The sequence below is a fragment of the Shinella zoogloeoides genome, from assembly GCF_033705735.1.
GTDB lineage: Bacteria > Pseudomonadota > Alphaproteobacteria > Rhizobiales > Rhizobiaceae > Shinella > Shinella zoogloeoides_A.
This window is the reverse complement of record NZ_CP131130.1, coordinates 1,182,198-1,200,194: the sequence shown is the minus strand read 5'-3', so window position 1 is coordinate 1,200,194 and position 17,997 is coordinate 1,182,198. Positions and strand designations below refer to the sequence as shown.

At 64.7% G+C, this 17,997-nt stretch carries 18 protein-coding genes, 1 tRNA gene and 1 riboswitch; of the genes, 14 read left to right on the top strand and 5 right to left on the bottom strand.

Annotation, left to right across the window (positions count from 1 at the left end; all coding sequences use genetic code 11):
- Window positions 1-103 precede the first annotated feature (103 nt).
- Window positions 104-1,036, bottom strand: a complete 933-nt coding sequence (locus ShzoTeo12_RS06255; RefSeq protein ID WP_318911694.1) for a LysR family transcriptional regulator — start codon at window positions 1,034-1,036, stop codon at window positions 104-106.
- A gap of 83 nt (window positions 1,037-1,119) precedes the next feature.
- On the opposite strand from ShzoTeo12_RS06255, the gene ShzoTeo12_RS06250 reads away from it, so the two are divergent.
- Together ShzoTeo12_RS06250 and ShzoTeo12_RS06245 are read left to right on the top strand one after the other, a co-directional pair.
- On the top strand, window positions 1,120-1,557 hold the full coding sequence (locus tag ShzoTeo12_RS06250) for a PACE efflux transporter (protein ID WP_318911693.1): 438 nt from the start codon (window positions 1,120-1,122) through the stop codon (window positions 1,555-1,557).
- A 138-nt stretch (window positions 1,558-1,695) separates the two neighbouring features.
- Window positions 1,696-2,016, top strand: coding sequence for an RcnB family protein (locus tag ShzoTeo12_RS06245; RefSeq protein ID WP_119258446.1), 321 nt, complete (start codon window positions 1,696-1,698; stop codon window positions 2,014-2,016).
- A 55-nt stretch (window positions 2,017-2,071) separates the two neighbouring features.
- On the opposite strand, the gene ShzoTeo12_RS06240 is transcribed toward ShzoTeo12_RS06245, so the two are convergent.
- Window positions 2,072-2,548 (bottom strand): DUF2938 domain-containing protein, encoded by a 477-nt coding sequence (locus ShzoTeo12_RS06240; protein ID WP_318911692.1) that lies wholly within the window; start codon window positions 2,546-2,548, stop codon window positions 2,072-2,074.
- 66 nt (window positions 2,549-2,614) lie between these two features.
- Complete coding sequence (locus ShzoTeo12_RS06235; protein WP_318911690.1) at window positions 2,615-2,899, bottom strand: hypothetical protein; 285 nt, start codon at window positions 2,897-2,899, stop codon at window positions 2,615-2,617.
- Between the two features lie 164 nt (window positions 2,900-3,063).
- Between ShzoTeo12_RS06235 and ShzoTeo12_RS06230 the strand changes: the two genes are divergently transcribed.
- Window positions 3,064-3,138 (top strand) — tRNA-Asn (locus tag ShzoTeo12_RS06230).
- Here ShzoTeo12_RS06230 and ShzoTeo12_RS06225 read toward each other — a convergent pair.
- Complete coding sequence (locus ShzoTeo12_RS06225) at window positions 3,097-4,773, bottom strand: recombinase family protein (RefSeq protein ID WP_242223840.1); 1,677 nt, start codon at window positions 4,771-4,773, stop codon at window positions 3,097-3,099. The genes ShzoTeo12_RS06230 and ShzoTeo12_RS06225 overlap by 42 nt on opposite strands.
- Window positions 4,774-5,275: 502 nt before the next feature.
- On the opposite strand from ShzoTeo12_RS06225, the gene ShzoTeo12_RS06220 reads away from it, so the two are divergent.
- From ShzoTeo12_RS06220 to ShzoTeo12_RS06200, 5 genes are all read left to right on the top strand, one after another.
- A complete protein-coding gene (locus ShzoTeo12_RS06220) occupies window positions 5,276-5,992 on the top strand; it encodes an Rv2175c family DNA-binding protein (protein ID WP_142172103.1) in 717 nt (238 codons plus the stop codon).
- On the top strand, window positions 5,979-6,572 hold the full coding sequence (locus tag ShzoTeo12_RS06215; protein ID WP_242222681.1) for an RES family NAD+ phosphorylase: 594 nt from the start codon (window positions 5,979-5,981) through the stop codon (window positions 6,570-6,572). The genes ShzoTeo12_RS06220 and ShzoTeo12_RS06215 overlap by 14 nt, the downstream gene beginning before the upstream one ends.
- 119 nt (window positions 6,573-6,691) lie before the next feature.
- Window positions 6,692-7,444 (top strand): ImuA family protein, encoded by a 753-nt coding sequence (locus ShzoTeo12_RS06210; RefSeq protein ID WP_242222679.1) that lies wholly within the window; start codon window positions 6,692-6,694, stop codon window positions 7,442-7,444.
- The gene (locus ShzoTeo12_RS06205) at window positions 7,359-8,882 is read left to right on the top strand and encodes a DNA polymerase Y family protein (RefSeq protein WP_242222677.1); all 1,524 of its coding nucleotides are present in this window, start codon (window positions 7,359-7,361) and stop codon (window positions 8,880-8,882) included. Before ShzoTeo12_RS06210 ends, ShzoTeo12_RS06205 begins: the two co-directional genes overlap by 86 nt.
- Entirely contained in the window at window positions 8,879-12,151 is a 3,273-nt protein-coding gene (locus ShzoTeo12_RS06200) for an error-prone DNA polymerase (protein ID WP_242222675.1), read from the top strand. Before ShzoTeo12_RS06205 ends, ShzoTeo12_RS06200 begins: the two co-directional genes overlap by 4 nt.
- Window positions 12,152-12,157: 6 nt before the next feature.
- Here ShzoTeo12_RS06200 and ShzoTeo12_RS06195 read toward each other — a convergent pair whose 3' ends face one another.
- Window positions 12,158-12,469 (bottom strand): SOS response-associated peptidase family protein, encoded by a 312-nt coding sequence (locus ShzoTeo12_RS06195; protein ID WP_237681160.1) that lies wholly within the window; start codon window positions 12,467-12,469, stop codon window positions 12,158-12,160.
- Window positions 12,446-12,567: riboswitch (Fluoride riboswitch) on the bottom strand. It overlaps the preceding gene by 24 nt.
- 237 nt (window positions 12,568-12,804) lie before the next feature.
- Here ShzoTeo12_RS06195 and ShzoTeo12_RS06190 point away from each other — a divergent pair.
- The 6 genes from ShzoTeo12_RS06190 to ShzoTeo12_RS06165 all read left to right on the top strand — a co-directional run bounded on the left by ShzoTeo12_RS06190 (window position 12,805) and on the right by ShzoTeo12_RS06165 (window position 17,994).
- Window positions 12,805-13,314 (top strand): SOS response-associated peptidase family protein, encoded by a 510-nt coding sequence (locus ShzoTeo12_RS06190; RefSeq protein WP_242223839.1) that lies wholly within the window; start codon window positions 12,805-12,807, stop codon window positions 13,312-13,314.
- 190 nt (window positions 13,315-13,504) lie between these two features.
- Window positions 13,505-14,698 (top strand): DUF932 domain-containing protein, encoded by a 1,194-nt coding sequence (locus ShzoTeo12_RS06185; RefSeq protein ID WP_242222672.1) that lies wholly within the window; start codon window positions 13,505-13,507, stop codon window positions 14,696-14,698.
- 175 nt (window positions 14,699-14,873) lie between these two features.
- The gene (locus tag ShzoTeo12_RS06180) at window positions 14,874-17,009 is read left to right on the top strand and encodes a ParB/RepB/Spo0J family partition protein (RefSeq protein ID WP_318911686.1); all 2,136 of its coding nucleotides are present in this window, start codon (window positions 14,874-14,876) and stop codon (window positions 17,007-17,009) included.
- A 59-nt stretch (window positions 17,010-17,068) separates the two neighbouring features.
- Window positions 17,069-17,290 (top strand): hypothetical protein, encoded by a 222-nt coding sequence (locus ShzoTeo12_RS06175; RefSeq protein WP_242222664.1) that lies wholly within the window; start codon window positions 17,069-17,071, stop codon window positions 17,288-17,290.
- A 72-nt stretch (window positions 17,291-17,362) separates the two neighbouring features.
- Window positions 17,363-17,764, top strand: a complete 402-nt coding sequence (locus tag ShzoTeo12_RS06170; protein ID WP_242222663.1) for a hypothetical protein — start codon at window positions 17,363-17,365, stop codon at window positions 17,762-17,764.
- Complete coding sequence (locus ShzoTeo12_RS06165; RefSeq protein ID WP_052819637.1) at window positions 17,761-17,994, top strand: DUF6117 family protein; 234 nt, start codon at window positions 17,761-17,763, stop codon at window positions 17,992-17,994. The genes ShzoTeo12_RS06170 and ShzoTeo12_RS06165 overlap by 4 nt, the downstream gene beginning before the upstream one ends.
- Window positions 17,995-17,997 lie beyond the last annotated feature (3 nt).

Below are 17,997 nucleotides of genomic sequence, written 5' to 3'. Positions count from 1 at the left end.
CTCACGCCTCCGCTCTTGCAGGGATGGAATTCGCGAGAATTTCAACGGTTCCTAAAACACTGACCTTATGGCTAACGTTTCGTGACCGACCGCGCCAGAACGGTCACAGGACGGTGAAGATATCGGGGCCTTTCGAGACCCCCTCGCCATCGTCGATTCGGATTTCGAGCGCCGCGAACTGCTCGCGCAGCCATTTGGCCGCGGGCCCCGCGGGGCGCTGCTTGTTCCAGATGAGTTCGAGCGCAACCGGATGCGCCCCTTCGTCGAACTGGAGCGGCGGCGTCGCGAGTTCCGTGGCGAGCGGCGAATTGCCGAGAATATGCGCGGGGATCAGCGCCCAGCCGATCCCCCTGTGCAGGATCTGCAGGATCACCCAATGGCTCTCGACCCACCAGACTTCCGCGGCAACGCGCAGCCGATGGGTTTCCGCGCCGTCGCTGCGTTTGGCCACCATGATCTGGCGGTGGCGGCGAAGCTCCTCCCAGGTCACGGCGCCATCCGCCAGCGGGTGGTTGCGGCCGCAGACGAGAAGAAGCGGTACCCAGCCGATGGTGTGGAAGCCGAGCGTCGGCGGCAGGTCGTCTTCCCGCCACATCACGCCGAGATCGACCTTGCCCTCCAGAACGAGCCCGGCGACATCCCGGGTGGAGGGAAAGAGCAATTCGAGTTCGACATGGGGAAAGCGCCGCGCGAAGGCGGCAAAAAGCGCGCCGATGGCCGGCTCGGGATAGAATTCGTCGACCGCCACGGCCAGGCGCGTTTCGACATGCTCCTCGAAGCTGCGCGCCACGCCGATCAGGTGCTCGCGGCGGTCGAGGATGAGCCTTGCCTCGGGGAGCAGGCGCCTGCCCGCCTCCGTGAGCGTCGGATTGCGCGTGGCGCGGCTGAAGAGTTTTACGCCGATATCGTCCTCCAGCGAGGAGACCAGCAGGCTCACCGCCGACTGCGCCTTGCGCAAATGCCGGGCGGCGGCGGAGAACGAACCCTGTTCGGCGGCGGCGACGAAGGCGTCGAGCTGGTCGAGTGAGACGGTCATCTATCCGTATTCCAGATGGTATCTAACTTTTCCATCCACGAATATCAGATAGAAGTAAGCGCAACAACGAACGAGGACATGAAATGCGCAGCTTCAGCGACCGGGTCCGTCACGCGGTCTTGTTCGAACTCATCGGCCTTGCGATCTTCACGCCGGGCGCCGCTCTGCTGTTCGACCAGCCGATGAGCCATATGGGCGTGATCGGGATCGTCTCCGCCACGGCGGCGACCATCTGGAACTTCGTCTTCAACCTGGCGTTCGACAGGACCATGCTGCGCCTTCGCGGCAGCGTGCAGAAGACGATGGCGATCCGCGTGCTTCACACGGGGCTCTTCGAGGCGGGGCTGATCGTCATCCTCATCCCGTTCATCGCGTGGTATCTCGGCATCAGTCTCCTCACGGCGCTGCTGCTCGATATATCGGTCGTTGCCTTCTACCTGGTCTATGCCTTCGTCTTCAACATCGCCTACGACCGGGCCTTCCCCATCGAAACCGCTCCGCTGCCGCGCGCATCCGCGTGAGGCAGCGGGCCTGCCTTCAAATTGCCACAGGCGTTAAGGGGCTGTTTTCATTACAGCATTGTAATCTTTCATTCAGTTTTCGTTCATCGGTCCGGCAATAGGGTCCTCTCACCGACAACAAGGAGCCCAACGATGAAAATCTTCACCCGCACCCTTCTCGCCGCCGTCGCCCTTTCCTTTGCCGCCGCGCCGATGGCGCAGGCCCAGCAGTATGGCGGGCACGACCGCAAGCCCGGCTACTCCTCCTCCTGGGACAAGAAGCAGCAGTACAAGAAGCGCCACAACTGGCGTAAGGGCGAACGTTATTCCGACTGGAAGCGCCGTCCGCCGGTTCGTGACTACCACCGCTACGGCCTGCGCAAGCCCGCCCGCGGCCAGCAGTGGGTGAAGGTGGACAACAGCTACCTCCTGATGAGCGTCGCCACCGGCCTCATCCTCGGCGTCGCAGCCGCCCGTTAAGAAACAAAACGCCACCGCAGCCTTCGCCGCGGTGGCGTTTTTCCTTGCCCAGCGATCAGCGAAGAAGCAACGCCGTGCCGTAAAGCCCAAGGGCGAAGACCGTGTGCGCGACGAGATTGAGCGCCCGCACCGTATTGGCGTTCGGCAGTTTCGAGGCGGCGACGCCAATGCCGAGGCCGGGCTGCAGCAGGAACCAGCCGGCACCGACGGTGACGATGCCGAGAATCCATGCCGGCAGGAAAGTGGGCGCCGCGAACCAGCCTGCCCCCATGACCAAAGCCAGAATGACCCCATAGAGAATGCCGACGGCATAGTGGCCGATCCAGCCGAGCGCCAGTTCGGCGGCATAAGGCTCGGCCCTGCCGATATCGTCATGAAAGACGGTTCCGTCCTTCAGATGCCAGAACCATCGGCCGACCGGCGCCCAGTTCGGCCGCCCCTGGCGGAAAACCTTCCACAGGACGACAGCCCAGACGTCCATCAGCACGGTCGCGCCGATCCCGATCGCGACACCCTTCAAAAGCAATTCCATGCAATTCCCCTCACCCGCAGATATTCAACGGGTTAGAGCAGGTCCGCCGGCCGGAGGCAACGGCGTTCAGCGCGTATTGCGCCGCGCCTTGCGGCTTGCCCACCACACGGCAAGACGGCGGCGCTGGCGGCGCACGAAATGGGAATCGTGCGAAAGCACCAGCAGGCCGAGCGGAACCATCCAGAAACCGAGCACCGGCAGGAAGCCGAGCAGGCCGCCACAGACGAGAAGGACGCCGATCGTGGTGCGCAGCCAGCGCGATTCCGGCAGTTTCATGCGGAAGGCGCCGACCACGATCTCCCGGGTGCGCGGGTCTATCCCGAAATGCGTCTTGGTTTTCTTTGCCGCCATTCCCTGCCCGTTTCGCTGCAAAGCCCGGTTTTCCAGGGCTCTTCCTCTTCCCAGTTGGAGACTTCTCCACAATCAATCAAGCCCGATGCATTTTTTTGTCAAAAAGCGCTTGGCAAATCGATCAGGCATTTGTATTACGCGCTCACTCCGCAGCGAGCGGATGATCCCTGGTAGCTCAGCGGTAGAGCATTCGACTGTTAATCGACAGGTCGCCGGTTCGAATCCGGCCCGGGGAGCCATTTCGGATTGAAACTGCGAAAGCCGATTCCCGCAGTTTCCACTCTACGGTTTCCTCCAGACGCTACGAGCGTCTGGAGGAGCGTGGGTTTCGAGCCTTTGATCCTTATTTCGTCAGCTCCGACCTCGACACGCTGGACAAGCGTCTGAACGTGGTGCCGTCGGAAGCTCCCATCTTTCGTCCTGATCTGACGCCGGGCCTCGCTTGCGAAGGCTTCCAATAGCTCAGGTGTGATCTGGTTCGTCTTTCCTTCGCCGCGATCCTCAGCCCGGTCGGCGTCGGCGCGCGCCGAGTCTCGCATCCGCTTCAATTCCGCGATTCGTCCCTTGAGGTTGGAATCATCCAGTTCCGCGAGTCCGTTCTCGATGGCCTCGTATAGACGGGTCAGCTTGGCCTCAGCGTCCGCAGCCTGCTTACGAAGGGCGACGATTCGATCCTTGAGATTGTCGGCGTGCGCCTCCCGACGCTCCAGCACGCCAGCGAGCAGCTCTTCGAGGTGCCCCTTTTCAAGAAGCAACTCCTCCAGGCAGCCCACAACTTTGTCATCTAGGACGTCCATCGGGATGGTTCGGCCCTTGCAGCCCGTCTTCCCCTGTCGGGCGGTCGTGCAGCACGTGTAGTAGCGGTATTGATTCCCCTTGCCTGACGTCCGCAGTGTCATCGCTCCACCGCAGTCGGCGCAATAGCAAACGCCGCCCAGGAGCGTGCCGGCCGCTACAAAGCGCGGAGCCTTCAGTTGGGGGCTGCGAGACCGCATGATCGCCTGAACTTCGGCAAATTCGTCGGCATCGATGATCGGATCGACCTCGACATCGACGATCTCGTCCTCCGACTTGCGCTCTCCCCGACGCTTTCCGGATACATTGAAGCGGTGCCGACCGATGTAGGTCTCGCGCGTCAGGATCTGGTGAACTGCGCCAACACCCCAGCGGCCTCCCGTCTGGGTGCGTATCCCTCGAATGTTGAGATAGTCCGCAATCTGCCGGGACCCCATGGGTCCGTCTTCTCCCCCGAGGCGCGCCAGCCGGAACATGAGCCGCACCGTCTCCAACTGCATGGGATCGGGCTCGATGCGCTTCTTGACCCTGATGCCTCTCTGTTCCGCGGAGACAATACGATATCCGAACGGAGGACGTGAGCCGTTCCAAAAGCCTTGCCGCGCATTCTCACGCATCGCCCGCAGCGTATGCTTCGCGTTCTCTTTCGACTGATATTCGTCAAAGAGCGCCATGATCTGGCGCATCATCACGCTCATCGGATCGTCGCCGAGATCCTGCGTGATCGAAACGAGGCGGACACCGTTCTTCGCCAAACGGCGGAAATAGAATTCCAGTTGGAACTGATCGCGAAAAAAGCGGGAGAAGGAGTGGACGATGATCGTATCGAACAGCGCCGGCTTTTGCGTGGCTGCGTCCATCATCTTTTGGAACTCGGGACGGCGGTCGTCGGTGGCGGAGGCCCCCGGCTCCACGAACTCCGCCGCGACAGCCAGACCCTTCGCCTGACAATACGACTGAAGCTGCCGGCGCTGGTCCGGGATCGAAAGGTCATTCTCGGCCTGCCGCCCCGTCGAAACCCTCAGATACAAGGCGGCGCGTCCTGTCGACGCCAAGGCAGGTGTCGCGTTGGCGTTCATGACAATCCTCCGTTCAAGATTTCAGTCTTGCGGCCCCAGCAGCTCATCAAGGAACGGGCCGAAATGCGCTTCGAACACATCCAGTTCGGCCTCCGTGACCTGCATCCCTGCGGTCCAGTCGTGGGTGACTTTCGTATTCCGCTCCAGAGCGCGCGGGCGGCGAACAGCGGCGGCCGACGAACGGCGCCGCTTCCTGGGCTCGACGTCGTCAGAACCAACAGGATAGTAGTCGTGGAGACTGACGATGATGGCCGATGCCAGATGTTCTCTTTCGTTTGACATAAGCGCATAATCGCATACTCCTATCTAAACTTCACTGATATCAATGATTTACTGGCATTCTTTGCATCGGGAATTTGGATACTCCGGACGCCATGCGGTTACGCCTGCCGTCGTTTTCGGGCTCTGGAATAGTGCAAATTCCAAGAATCGGCGACGTTTGGCTTCGGTCTGCGCGGGTGATTGAAGTTTCCATTTTCATGAGCTATATATAGCAGGACAATTGAACATTCTCAAGGGATCTCATCTCATGACGCCTCCCGCTTCAGCCGGTACTCAGCGTCGTCGCAGCCGCGCAACGAACTTCACCGGCGAACCAACCTCTGCCGCGTCGACGCGTGTCCGGCGCCCCGAACCCGGATCAAGCGAGGATCTCGTAGCGGCTTTCGTGCTGCGTAGCGGCAGGGCCCTCGCGCGCATCGCCGAGCGCATGCCGCGTGATCGGCTCCTGGCGGCGGTCGGCGCGTCAACGGACACTGACGTTCTCTTCAGCTCACTTCACGAGGCGGCAGCCATCGGCGCCGAGATTCTGCCCGATCGGCCCGACCCATTGACCGAAGCGCTATTGCGCGGCTCCGAAATGAAGCGGGAAATGCTCAAAGCCGAAGGCGGTGTTCTTTCCGCGCAGCAGCTCGCTGAGCACCTTGGCATCACGCCGCAGGGTCTCGGCCGTAAACGCGAGCGCAGCCAAGTGTTCTGGCTCGATGTAGGCGACGGCTATGTCTACCCCGCGTTTCAGATCGGCAAGAATGGGCTATTGCGGGGCATCCGCGACGTGCTGGACGCCTTCACCGTCGAAGATGCCTGGATGCGAGTCAACTTCATGCTGACTGGCGACGCCAGGCTCGAAGGCCAGCGACCGATCGATCTGCTCCGCAAAGGTCAGACAGATGAGGTTGTCAGGGCGGCAGCGGCTTACGGCGAACATGGCGCCGCCTGATCCGAGACCGCTGCCGCCCGCCGATTTCGCCGCCCGCGATCTGCCCATAGAGATCATCGATAAAGGCGCTCGGCTGGTCCGCATCCATCGCACGGAACTTAGCCCGATCTTTTTCGGGTCCTCTGGCGGCAACCGCTTTGATGATCCGACACGCCAGTATGGCGTCTCCTACCTCTCACAAACGATTGAAGGCGCGTTCGCCGAAACGTGCCTTCGCTCTATCGGCGCCCGTTTCGTTGCACTAAGCTTTCTTGAGGCCCGATCATTCTGCGAGATCGAGGTCACATCGCCTTTGCGGCTCGTCTCGGTTCACGGCCCTGGCTTGGCTCGCATCGGTGCTACAGGCATTGTAACCAGCGGTCCGCACTCGGTTGCGCAGGAGTGGTCGCGCGCCATCCATGATCATTCGGCTGGCGCCGATGGCGTCGTTTACCGCTCCAACCACGACAACGGGGAACTCTGCGTCGCGCTGTTCGAGCGGGCGCACGACCGTCTGGCTGTGATCGCTTCCACGCCCATACTATCAAACCGCGACCGTCTCGGCGAACTGTTTGCCCGATATAAGGTCGGTCTGGGATAGCTCCCTCACCCGTGATCGGAAACGTGATCGAATCCGCGACCACCTTGACTCTTCCAATCGAAAAGTAGAACAAATAGCGAACATGCTTGTCAACCCGCCCTTGGAGGTCAGGAACGAACTTGCGGCCCGAGCCCGCCATAGAATCCTTGCGCGCGCAGATCGAGAAGATCGAAGGCAAAAGCCGGCGCGTCAAATCGGTGCTTCCCTTTGGAATTGCCGAGGTGGATTCACGACTCCCCGGCGAAGGCCTGGCGCTCGGCGCGCTGCACGAGATCGCGGGCGGCGGTAACGGCGCGATCGACGGTGCCGCCGCCGCGCTCTTTGCCGCCGGGATTGCTGCGCGCACCAAGGGCAAGGTGCTGTGGTGCATCACCCGTCCCGACCTCTTCGCACCGGCGTTGGCCCAAGCCGGTCTCCCGCCAGATCGCGTGATCTATGTTGAGGCCGGGGACGACAAGACCGTCCTGGCCTGTGTCGAGGAAGGCCTGCGTCATGGCGGACTCGGCGCCGTCGTCGCAGAAATCGGCCGCCTGTCGATGACCGCCTCGCGTCGCCTTCAACTCGCCGCCGAGGGCACCGGTGCAATCGGCCTGGCGCTACGCCGCTGGCGGCGACAAACGGAGGCCACGGACTTCGGCCAGCCAACCGCCGCCATGACCCGCTGGCGGGTCTCGGCCCTGCCTTCACCCACTTTGCCCGTTCCGGGAGTCGGCCGACACCGCTGGCTTGTCGAGCTGATCCGCGCTCGCGCGGGCGAGAGTGCTGATTTCGAATTGGAGGCGTGCGATGACACGGGTCGTCTCGCTCTTCCTGCCCACATGGTCAACAGATCGCGTGCGCAGGACGGCCGGCGACGCGGCGCCTCCGGCTGAGGCGCCGCTCGTCCTGATCGGCCATGACGGGAGAAGGCGGGTGGTGGTCGCGGCGGATGCCGCGGCCCAGTCCGCCGGCCTGCGCGTGGGGATGCCGGCGACCAGGGCCCAGGTCCTCGTCCCGGGCCTCCTCGTTCAGGACGCCGCTCCCACGGCCGACGCCGAGGCACTCGACCGCCTCGCGCTCTGGGTCCTGCAACGCTACGCCCCGATCGTCGCCGCCTGCCTGCCTGACGGCATCGTCATCGACACGACCGGCGCCGATCATCTGCACGGCGGCGAACACGCCATGCTGTCGGGCATGGTCGACCGCCTGGCGGGCTCGGGGATCGTCGCCCGCGCCGCCGTCGCCGACACCTGGGGCGCGGCGCACGCCCTCGCGCGATACGCCGGCCGGTCGCCCCTGATCTCCCCGCCGAGAGCCGTCGAAGCCGCGATCGCGCCGCTGCCGATCAAGGCGCTCCGGCTGCCGCCGGCCCTGGTCCACAATCTGCGGACGCTGGGCTTCGACCGCATTGGCGATCTAGTCGCGCAGCCGCGCGCCCCGCTCACGCTTCGCTTCGGACCCGAGCTAGGCCGCCGGATCGACCAGGCGCTCGGCCTCGCGCCCGAACTCATCGACCCGATCCGGCCGGACGACCTGATCGAGGTCCGCCGTAGCTTTCCTGAACCGATCGGCGCGGCCGAGACCATCGCCCGCTATATCGGCAAGCTGGTGGTCCAGCTCTGCGCGGCGCTCGAAGAACGCGGCCTCGGCGCGCGGCGCCTCGACCTGCTCTGCCATCGCGTCGACAACATCATGCAGGCGGTCCGCGTCGGCACGGCCTTGCCGGTGCGCGACGTCAAGCGCCTGACCCGGCTTCTGTGCGACAAGATCGAGACCATCGAACCCGGCTTCGGTATCGAAATCCTGACGCTCACAGCGACAATCGCCGAACCGATCGACGGCAAGCAGACCATCACCTCCCTTATCGACGACACCGTGCCGGACGTCTCCGATCTCGTCGATACGCTCGCCAACCGGGTTGGCGGCAGTCGCATCTATCGCGCCGCGCCGGTCGCCAGCGACGTCCCCGAGCGCTCCGTCTGTCGCGTGCCCGCCATGTCGCCCGAGACCGGGGCGACATGGTCCGGCGACTGGCCGCGACCGCCGCGTCTGCTCGATCGTCCCGAATTGATCGAGACCGTCGCGCTGCTGCCCGATCATCCTCCGGTGTCCTTCACCTGGCGCGGTGTCCGGCGACGCGTGAAGCGCGCCGACGGCCCCGAGCGCTTGTTCGGAGAATGGTGGAAGCGCGACGCCGAACTGGTCGCCGTGCGGGACTATTTCCGGATCGAGGATGACGCCGGCGAACGCTACTGGATCTACCGCGCCGGCGATGGTGAGGATGCGGCCACTGGATCGCACCGCTGGTTCCTGCATGGGGTGTTCGGATGATCGGCCCCCGCTATGCCGAACTCCAGGTCACCTCCCATTTCAGCTTCCTGCGGGGCGCGAGCGGCTGCGACGAGCTGTTCGCCACCGCAGCCCTGCTCGGCATCGAGGCGCTGGCCATCGTCGACCGCAACTCGCTGGCCGGCATCGTCCGCGCCCATGAGGCGGCAAAGACGACGGGCGTACGCCTCGTCGTCGGCTGCCGTCTCGACCTCGCCGACGGCATGTCGGTGCTGGTCTATCCGACCGACCGACCAGCCTATTCGCGGCTCTGCCGTCTGCTGTCGCTCGGCAAGAAGCGCGGCGGCAAGGCGAAATGTCATCTCGAATGGGCTGATCTCGTCGCCTATCGCGAGGGCCTACTTGCCGTTCTCTTGCCGGACCACGCCGACGACGGATGCGGCCTGCGCCTGCGGCGGTTGCGCGAGGCCTTTGGCGACCGCGCCTATATGGCACTGTCGCTGCGCCGCCGGCCGAACGACCAGCTCCGTCTGCACGAACTGTCCAACCTCGCGACCCGGATGCGGGTGCCGACCATCGTCACCAACGACGTGCTGTTCCACGCGCCCGACCGCCGCATCCTTCAGGACGTCGTCACCTGTATCCGTCACAACGTCACCATCGATGCGCTGGGCGAACGGCGTGAGCGGCACGCCGATCGCTACCTCAAACCGCCGGAGGAGATGCACCGGCTGTTCGGCCGCTATCCCGAGGCCCTGGCCCGCACGTTGCAGATCGCGGAGCGTTGCCGCTTCTCGCTCGACGAGCTGGCCTACCAATACCCCGAGGAACGCGACGACCCGGCGCTGACGCCACAAGAGACGCTGGCCAAGCTGACCTGGGAAGGTGCCGCAGAACGCTACCCCGAGGGCCTGCCGGACAGCGTCCGCGCCGCGCTCGAGCACGAGCTGAGGCTTATCGAGAAGCTGCAATACGCCCCTTATTTCCTGACGGTGAACAGCATCGTGCGGTTCGCGCGCTCCAAGGACATCCTGTGCCAGGGCCGCGGCTCGGCCGCGAATTCGGCCGTCTGCTATGTGCTCGGCATCACCTCGATCGATCCCGGCCGTAACGACCTCCTGTTCGAGCGCTTTGTCAGCGAGGAGCGGCGCGAACCGCCCGACATCGACGTCGACTTCGAACATGAGCGGCGCGAGATCGTTATGCAGTGGGTCTTCGAGACCTATGGCCGCGACCATGCCGCGCTCTGCTCGACCGTCATCCGCTACCGCTCAAAGGGCGCGCTGCGTGACGTCGGCAAGGCGCTCGGCCTCACCGAGGACCTGATCAAGACCCTGTCCTCGCAGGTCTGGGGCTGGTCGGAGGAAGGCGTCGAGCCCAAGCAGGTCGAAGAGCTGAACCTCAACCTCGGCGATCGCCGGCTTCGCCTCGCTCTCGATCTCGCCCGCCAGCTCATGGGCGCGCCACGCCATCTCTCCCAGCATCCCGGCGGCTTCGTGCTGACCCATGACCGGCTCGATGAGCTGGTGCCGATCGAACCCGCCGCCATGGTCGATCGCCAGGTTATCGAGTGGGACAAGGACGACATCGATGCGCTGAAATTCATGAAGGTCGACGTCTTGGCCTTGGGCATGCTGACCTGCATGAAGCGCGGCCTCGACCTCCTGGCCGACCACAAGGGGGTCCAACTCGATCTTGCGACCATCCCGGCTGAGGACCCGCGCACCTATGCGATGATCAGGAAGGCGGACACCCTCGGCACCTTCCAGATCGAGTCCCGCGCGCAGATGTCGATGTTGCCGCGCCTCAGGCCGCGGACCTTTTACGATCTCGTCGTACAGGTCGCCATCGTCCGGCCCGGCCCAATCCAGGGCGACATGGTGCATCCCTATCTGCGCCGCCGCGAGGGGCTGGAGCCGGTCCACTATCCCAAGCCCGAACTGGAGAGGGTGCTCGGCAAGACGCTCGGCGTCCCGCTGTTTCAGGAACAGGCGATGCGCGTCGCGATCGAATGCGCCGGCTTCACGCCCGGCGAGGCCGACATGCTGCGCAAGTCGATGGCGACCTTCAAGTTCACCGGCGGCGTCTCCCACTTCCGGGACAAGCTCATCAACGGCATGGTCGACAACGGCTATGAACCGGAGTTCGCCGAACACACCTTCAAGCAGCTCGAAGGCTTCGGCAGTTACGGGTTTCCGGAAAGCCACGCAGCCTCTTTTGCGCTAATCGCCTACGCCTCGGCGTGGCTCAAATGCTGGCACCCCGACATCTTCTGCGCGGCGCTGCTCAATTCCCAGCCGATGGGCTTCTATGCCCCCGCTCAAATCGTGCGCGACGCCCAGGACCATCACGTCGAGGTCCGGCCGGTCTGCATCAACGCCTCGCGCTGGGACTGCACCTTGGAGCCGACCGGCGACGATGGCCGCTTCGCGGTCCGTCTCGGCCTGCGCATGGTCAAGGGGCTGGCGAACGCCAACGCCGCCGCCATCGTCAGCGCGCGGGCTGATACGCCCTTTGCCTCGATCGACGATCTATGGCGCCGCGCCGGCGTGCCGGTCGCCGCCCTGGTGCAGATCGCCGAGGGCGACGGCTTCCGCCCGTCACTCAGCATGGCGCGGCGTGAGGCGCTCTGGGCAATAAAAGCGCTACGCGATGAACCCTTGCCCCTCTTCGCGGCCGCCACCGCCCATGAACAGCAGTTCGTGCCCGAGATCAGTGAGGCCGCCGTCAGCCTTCGGCCCATGACGGCAGGCTCGGAGGTGGTGGAGGACTACGGCCATATCGGGCTGTCGCTGCGCAGCCACCCGGTCGCCTTCCTGCGCGACGATCTGCGCCGACGGCGAATCTTCACCTGTCAGCAGGCGATGGATGCCCGCGACGGCCGTTGGCTGGAGGCCGCCGGCATCGTGCTGGTCCGGCAGCGGCCCGGCAGCGCGAAGGGCGTGATGTTCATAACCCTCGAAGACGAAACCGGCATCGCCAACCTCGTCGTCTGGCCGCAGGTCTTCGAGAAGAACCGCCGTATCATCCTGTCGGCCGGAATGTTCGCCGTGCGCGGACGCATCCAGCGCGAGGGCGAAGTCGTGCATCTGGTCGCACAGCGCCTCACCGATCTCTCGGCCGACCTGGCCAGCGTCGGTGATCGGGATGCGGCCTTTCCGCTGCCGCACGGACGCGGCGATGAATTCCATCACGGCTCGCCGACGCCCGATCCGCGTGGACTGGCGCCAAAGGGCCTGCGCACGCGCGACATCTACATTCCCGACCTCCACATCGACTCGATCAAAGTGAAGACACGGGATTTCCGGTAGAACGCGTCATCCAACCTGCTCCACTTGCAGCGTGCCGGCCGCCAACGGACGGATCAGTGATTGAGCCGGAACCGAGGGGTCAAGCCAATCGGCCCAGGCGTCGCGTTCGAGGATGACGATCTGCCGATCATGGTAGGGCGCGATGTCGGGTCCGGGCTCCATCGTGAGCATGGTGAAGGCCTCGCCGACATCCTTCGTGGCGCGCCAGATGCCGGCGATGCAGATGATCGGCTGGCCGCGCTTGGTGAACAGCCACTTGTCCTTCCGCTTCTTTCCCTTCTCGGCGGGGTCCGTGAACTCGTAGAAGCCATCAGCCACGATCAGGCAGCGGTTCGAGGTGAATTCGCGGCCATCGGAGCGGAAATTGTAGACCGGGCGCTTGTTCTGGCCTGGCCAGCTCCATCGCCGCTGCAGCATGTCGCCGTCGCCGCGAACGCCCTCGACCGTTCGGACGATCGGACCCATGTCGGTGATCTTGATGTCCTCGCGCGCTTCAATGTTCGGCGTGCCTTCGCCGAAGCGGATCTTGATCTTGAGGTCGGCGAAGTCCTCAACGATCGACGCCACGTCCACCATAAGTCGGTAGTCATTGCACATGTGTCCTCCGCTTCGACCGCTCTTGTCCGGCCGCTGTGTTCTGGCTATGTTCACAGATCATGAGCGCGACGGTATTCGATTCCGAAGCATCCCTCAGCGAACGCCGGGTAATCATAAGGCGCAACGGCGGCGATGTTGAGATGGTGGAGCTGCCGTGGGGACTTCAGCCCCGCGAGAATGGCGGGCGGCCGTTCACCGTCACCCGGGCGGAGGGTCGGACTTTCCCGAGCCATCGCTGCCTCATCCCTGCGTCCGAATTCCGCCATCGCAGCCGGGATAAGCACTACAGTTTCTCGCTGACGAGTGGCGACTGGTTCTATTTCGCGGGCATCTGGCGGCCGGTGACGCAGGATTGGCCGGAGGCCTATGCGATCCTGACGACCACGGCGAACGACGATGTCGCGCCCTATCATGATCGGCAGATGGCCGTCCTACGACGCGATCAGCGCTTGGCCTGGCTCGATCTCACCACGCGCGAAGAGGACTTGCTGAAGCCGCTGCCGGCAGGGGCTTTCGCCGTTTCGCGGCTGCGGGAAAAATCGGCGCAAGCCACCTTTGCAATCTGAACGATCAGCTTTTCGAAGCGGCCGAAGGGGAAAGCCTTCCCCTGCGTCCGAGCCCTCGGTCTCGGCCGACCCCTTCTGCGGGGCGGCTGCCCCGCAACGCCCCGCTGAGAGTGAGAGAGTGGACCGGTTTTCCGTGACGGGTTGAAGGTTGGAGAAGAGGTCTCCGACGCCCGTCATGGAGATTGATCCCATGAACATGCAGGTCCTCGACGCTCGCCGCGACTCGAACGGCGGTTACAAGGTCGATGTCAGCCGGGGGGAGCGGATCGGCCGCGTCTCGTCGGAGTGGTTCTCGCGTCCGGCCGACGAGCGCTACCTCTCCCTGTCGGAGCTGGCCCATACGGTTCGCGACCGTACCGAACGCAGCCGGACGCGGGTGGTGGAGAGCGCGCTCATCCACGTCGAGGCGAACCGCAACGATTCAGAGCGGCTGGCGCTGATCCTGCCGGGCACCGATGCGGCAATCGCGCCTACACACTGGTCCTTCGGCCAGCTCGCCAGCCTAGTCGGTGCGCCCGCCGCCTATTTGCGACAGCTCCCTGCCGCACTTGCCGCCATCAACCTGCAGTATGGCCTCACCTCCAATCGGGCCGAGCAGATCAAGACACTCGAAACCGACAACGGCCGGGTCGAGCTGCGCGCCGTCACCGGGCCGGATTATGGGCGCATCTTCGACCACGAGCTGGTCGAGGCCGTGCAGCGCATCGCCGGCAACGGCACGGGCGACACCCGCTGGAAAGTGCCGGGCGTGCTCGACTGGTCGACCGGCATCTACAATCCGCGCGTGGACATCACCAAGGATACGACGACGCTCTATGCCTCCGACCGCGACGTCTTCCTGTTCCTGGTCGACGACTTGAATCCGATCGAGGCCGGGCGCCTGCCAGACGGCTCGCCGGATTTCTACTTCCGGGGTTTCTACTGCTGGAACTCCGAGGTCGGCGCCAAGACGCTCGGCATGGCGAGCTTCTATCTCCGCGCGGTCTGCCAGAATCGGAATTTGTGGGGCGTGGAGGACTTCGAGGAGATCAGCATCCGCCACAGCAAATATGCAGCCAACCGTTTCGCCCATGAGGCGGCGCCAGCGCTGGCGAACTTCGCCAATTCCTCACCCCTGCCTTTCGTCAATGGCATCAAGGCCGCCCGCGAGCGGATCGTCGCCAGGACGGACGAAGACCGCACCGACTTCCTGCGCCGACGCGGCTTCTCCAAGGCCGAGACCGGCACGATCATCGACACAGTCCTGGCAGAGGAAGGCCGTCCGCCCGAGAGCATCTTCGATTTCGTGCAGGGCATCACTGCCGTCGCGCGCGACAAGCCGCATCAGGACGCCCGCCTCGACATGGAAGGCAAGGCCAAGAAGCTGCTCGATCGAGCGGCCTGATTTCCGCGAAGTCGGGGATGCGGTTTTCCGTGTCTCCGGCTTTGCGCTTCCGTCTCTTTCCGGTTTGCCGGTCCGTGGCGCTGCCCCCTTTAGAGGAAGAGGGCGGCGCTTCGCTTCGTGACGGGTTGGAGGCTGAGAGAGAGTCTTTCGGCCGCCCGTCGTGGAGTATCCCGACATGGCAACCGCCGTTCAGAAGATCGCGTCCCTTGGCGAGCGTCGCGACATCCCCTTCAACAAGCTCATCCTGAGCCAGGCCAACGTCCGCAAGACCAAGGCCGGCGTCTCGATCTCCGAACTGGCCGAGGATATCGGCCACCGTGGTCTTCTTCAAAACCTCAACGTCCGCCCTGTGCTCGACGGCGAGGGTGTGGAAACCGGCATCTTCGAGGTCCCAGCGGGCGGTCGCCGATTCCGGGCGCTCGAACTGCTGGTCAAGGCCAAGCGTCTCGCAAAGACCGCACCGGTCCCCTGCAACGTCCGCGACGCGGCCTCCGCGATCCCGGCTGAGGAAGACAGCCTTGCCGAGAACGTCCACCGCGAGGCGCTCCATCCGCTCGATCAGTTCAAGGCCTTCCAGGCGCTGATCGGGCGCGGCATGGGCGAGGAGGATATCGCCGCCCGCTTCTACGTCACCCCGGCCGTGGTCCGTCAGCGACTGCGGCTCGCCTCGGTCGCTCCGGCGCTGCTTGACGTCTATGCCGAGGACGGCATCGCACTTGACCAGCTCATGGCCTTCACGGTGTCGCATGACCATGCCCGGCAGATGGAGGTGTGGGAGACCATCCAGCGATCCTACAGCCGCCAGCCCTATGAGATCCGGCGCATGCTGACCGAGGGCGCGGTGCGCGCCTCTGATCGTCGTGCGCAATTCGTCGGGATCGAGGCCTATGAGGCAGCGGGCGGCGCAACGCTGCGCGACCTGTTCCAGGCCGACGACGGCGGATGGCTGCAGGATCCGGCGTTGCTCGACACCCTCGCCACCGCGAAGATCGGCGCCGCTGCCGAGGAACTCGCGGCTGAGGGCTGGCGCTGGATCGATGCCGCGCTGGACTTCCCCTACGGCCACACCACCGGTTTGCGCCGGATCGCGGGCGAACGCTCCGAACTCTCCGCCGACGAACAGGCCGCATACGAGGCCCTGACCGAGGAACTGGACCGGCTCTACGCCGAGCATGACGATGGCGAGGACCTGCCGGAGGCGGTCGATCTGCGGCTCGAGGAGATCGAGACGGCGATCGCCGCCTTCCAGAACCGGCCGACCCTCTACGATCCGGCCGAGATCGCGCGCGCTGGCGCCTTTGTCAGCATCGACAGCTCGGGCCGACTGACCGTCGAGCGCGGCTATGTCCGTCCCGAGGACGAGGCGCCCATCGAGCGTGAGACCAACGGCGACGGCGAAACCGAAGGCCCCGCACCGAACGCGCAGCCGATGCGGGCGGTCATCACCATCGGCGGCCAGCCCGAACCGGAGGACGAGGAGGACGACGTCGTCAAGCCGTTGCCCGAACGCCTGGTCAGTGAGCTGACGGCCCACCGCACCCTCGCGCTGCGGGATGCGCTGGCAGGCAACCCGCACGTCGCCATCACGGCGCTGCTGCACAAGCTGGTGCTCGACACCTTCCACCGCACCTCGTCTTCCGGCGGGTGCCTGGAGATCTCGGTCCGTCACGTCTTCTTCTCTGTCCAGGCCGCCGACCTGAAGGACAGCACGTCCGCCAAGTCGGTGGCGGAACGGCAGGAAGGCTGGGAGGCCGACATCCCGCAGGATGAGGATGCCTTGTGGAACTGGCTGGTCGATCTTGACGACGCCAGCCGGACGGCCCTGCTGGCGCATTGCGTCTCTTACGGCGTCAATGCCCTCTCCGAGAAGGTCGACCGCTACGGCGGCTCCGGCATCTCTCAGCACGGGTTGGAGCGCCGGCTGAAGCAGGCCGGTCGGATCGCACGCGCTGTCGGTCTCGACATGGCGGAAGCGGGATGGCGCCCGACCGTCGACAACTATCTCAGCCGGGTGACCAAGCCGCGCATTCTCGAAGCGGTGCGTGAAGCCAAGGGCGACGCGTCAGCGCAGCTTATCGATCATCTGAAGAAGGGCGACATGGCCAAGGAGGCCGAGCGGCTGTTGGTCGACACCGGCTGGCTGCCCGAACCGCTTCGACTCGCTGATCTCGCAGCCGATCCTGCATCGGACGCTCAGAGCGGCGGGGAAGCCGAGGCGGCCGAGCTGCCCGACTTCCTGAGCACTGACGAAGATCCGGAAACGCCGGCCAACGGCGACGACGACGAACGTCACCTTGTCGCCGCCGAATGATGGGCTCGCGGGGCGGTTTCGGCCGCTCCGCACCTTCCTCCAATTGAAGGACCTTCCGCATGGCGCAATCCAGCCCTACGCCAACCCGGCACGTCGTCTTCCAGTACCTCGTGCCGGTCCATGTCGAGGTCGAGGATGACCTCGTTGTCCGAGTGACCGTCATCGACGAGACGCCTGTCCGCGACCCCACCGTGGTCGAGGGCAATCCCGAGTACCTGGCTCAAGCCGTGGCGGCCACCGATGACGGCCAATCCTGGCCGTCCTGGCAGTTCGGCTACTGACCCTTCCAACCACCATCCCGACCCATCCGAGCCCGGCCCAGCGCCGGGCTCTTTTCGTTTCAGGAGCCCGACATGCCCGATTTTCTCACCCGCTTCTCCTGCCTGCTCGACGTCGGCTCGGTCGCCAATGTCGCGCGGGCCTTCGACCTCTACATCGCGCTGATGGCCGAGAACGGTCGCGAGGACCCGCCCGCCGAGCCGTTCCTGCTCTCCCTGACACCCAAGCACGGCGCGACGCGCCTCTGGCTTCGCGACCCCGGAACCGCCGATCCGCAATTGCTGATCACCTTCGTCACCCGCTGCGCGGAGACGTTCGGGCTCACCGGCACCTGGGGCTTTCAGTGGGCCGGCGTCGCCTCGGAACCTGTCGTCGACGGTTTCTCCGGCGGCGCCCATCTGCTCGATCTCTCCACCGGCCGCACGATCGAGTGGATCAGCACCGGCCGCTGGCTCGCCGAAGGAGATGCGCGATGATCCCCGACCATGCGCGCGCCAATTTCCAAACCCTGCTGCGCGCCGCGGAAAGTGGCGATCTGGCGTTGATGGAATGCACGGACGCCGCGACCGGCGAGCCGCGCTATGTCATCTGTGCGGTCGGCCGTGACGGTGGCGACTATATGTTCACGCCGTTCGGCCATCTGGCTGATGGCAATCCCTACGACGCCTACCTTCCGCCCAATACGGGCGGCGAAATAGCTGCCTGAATT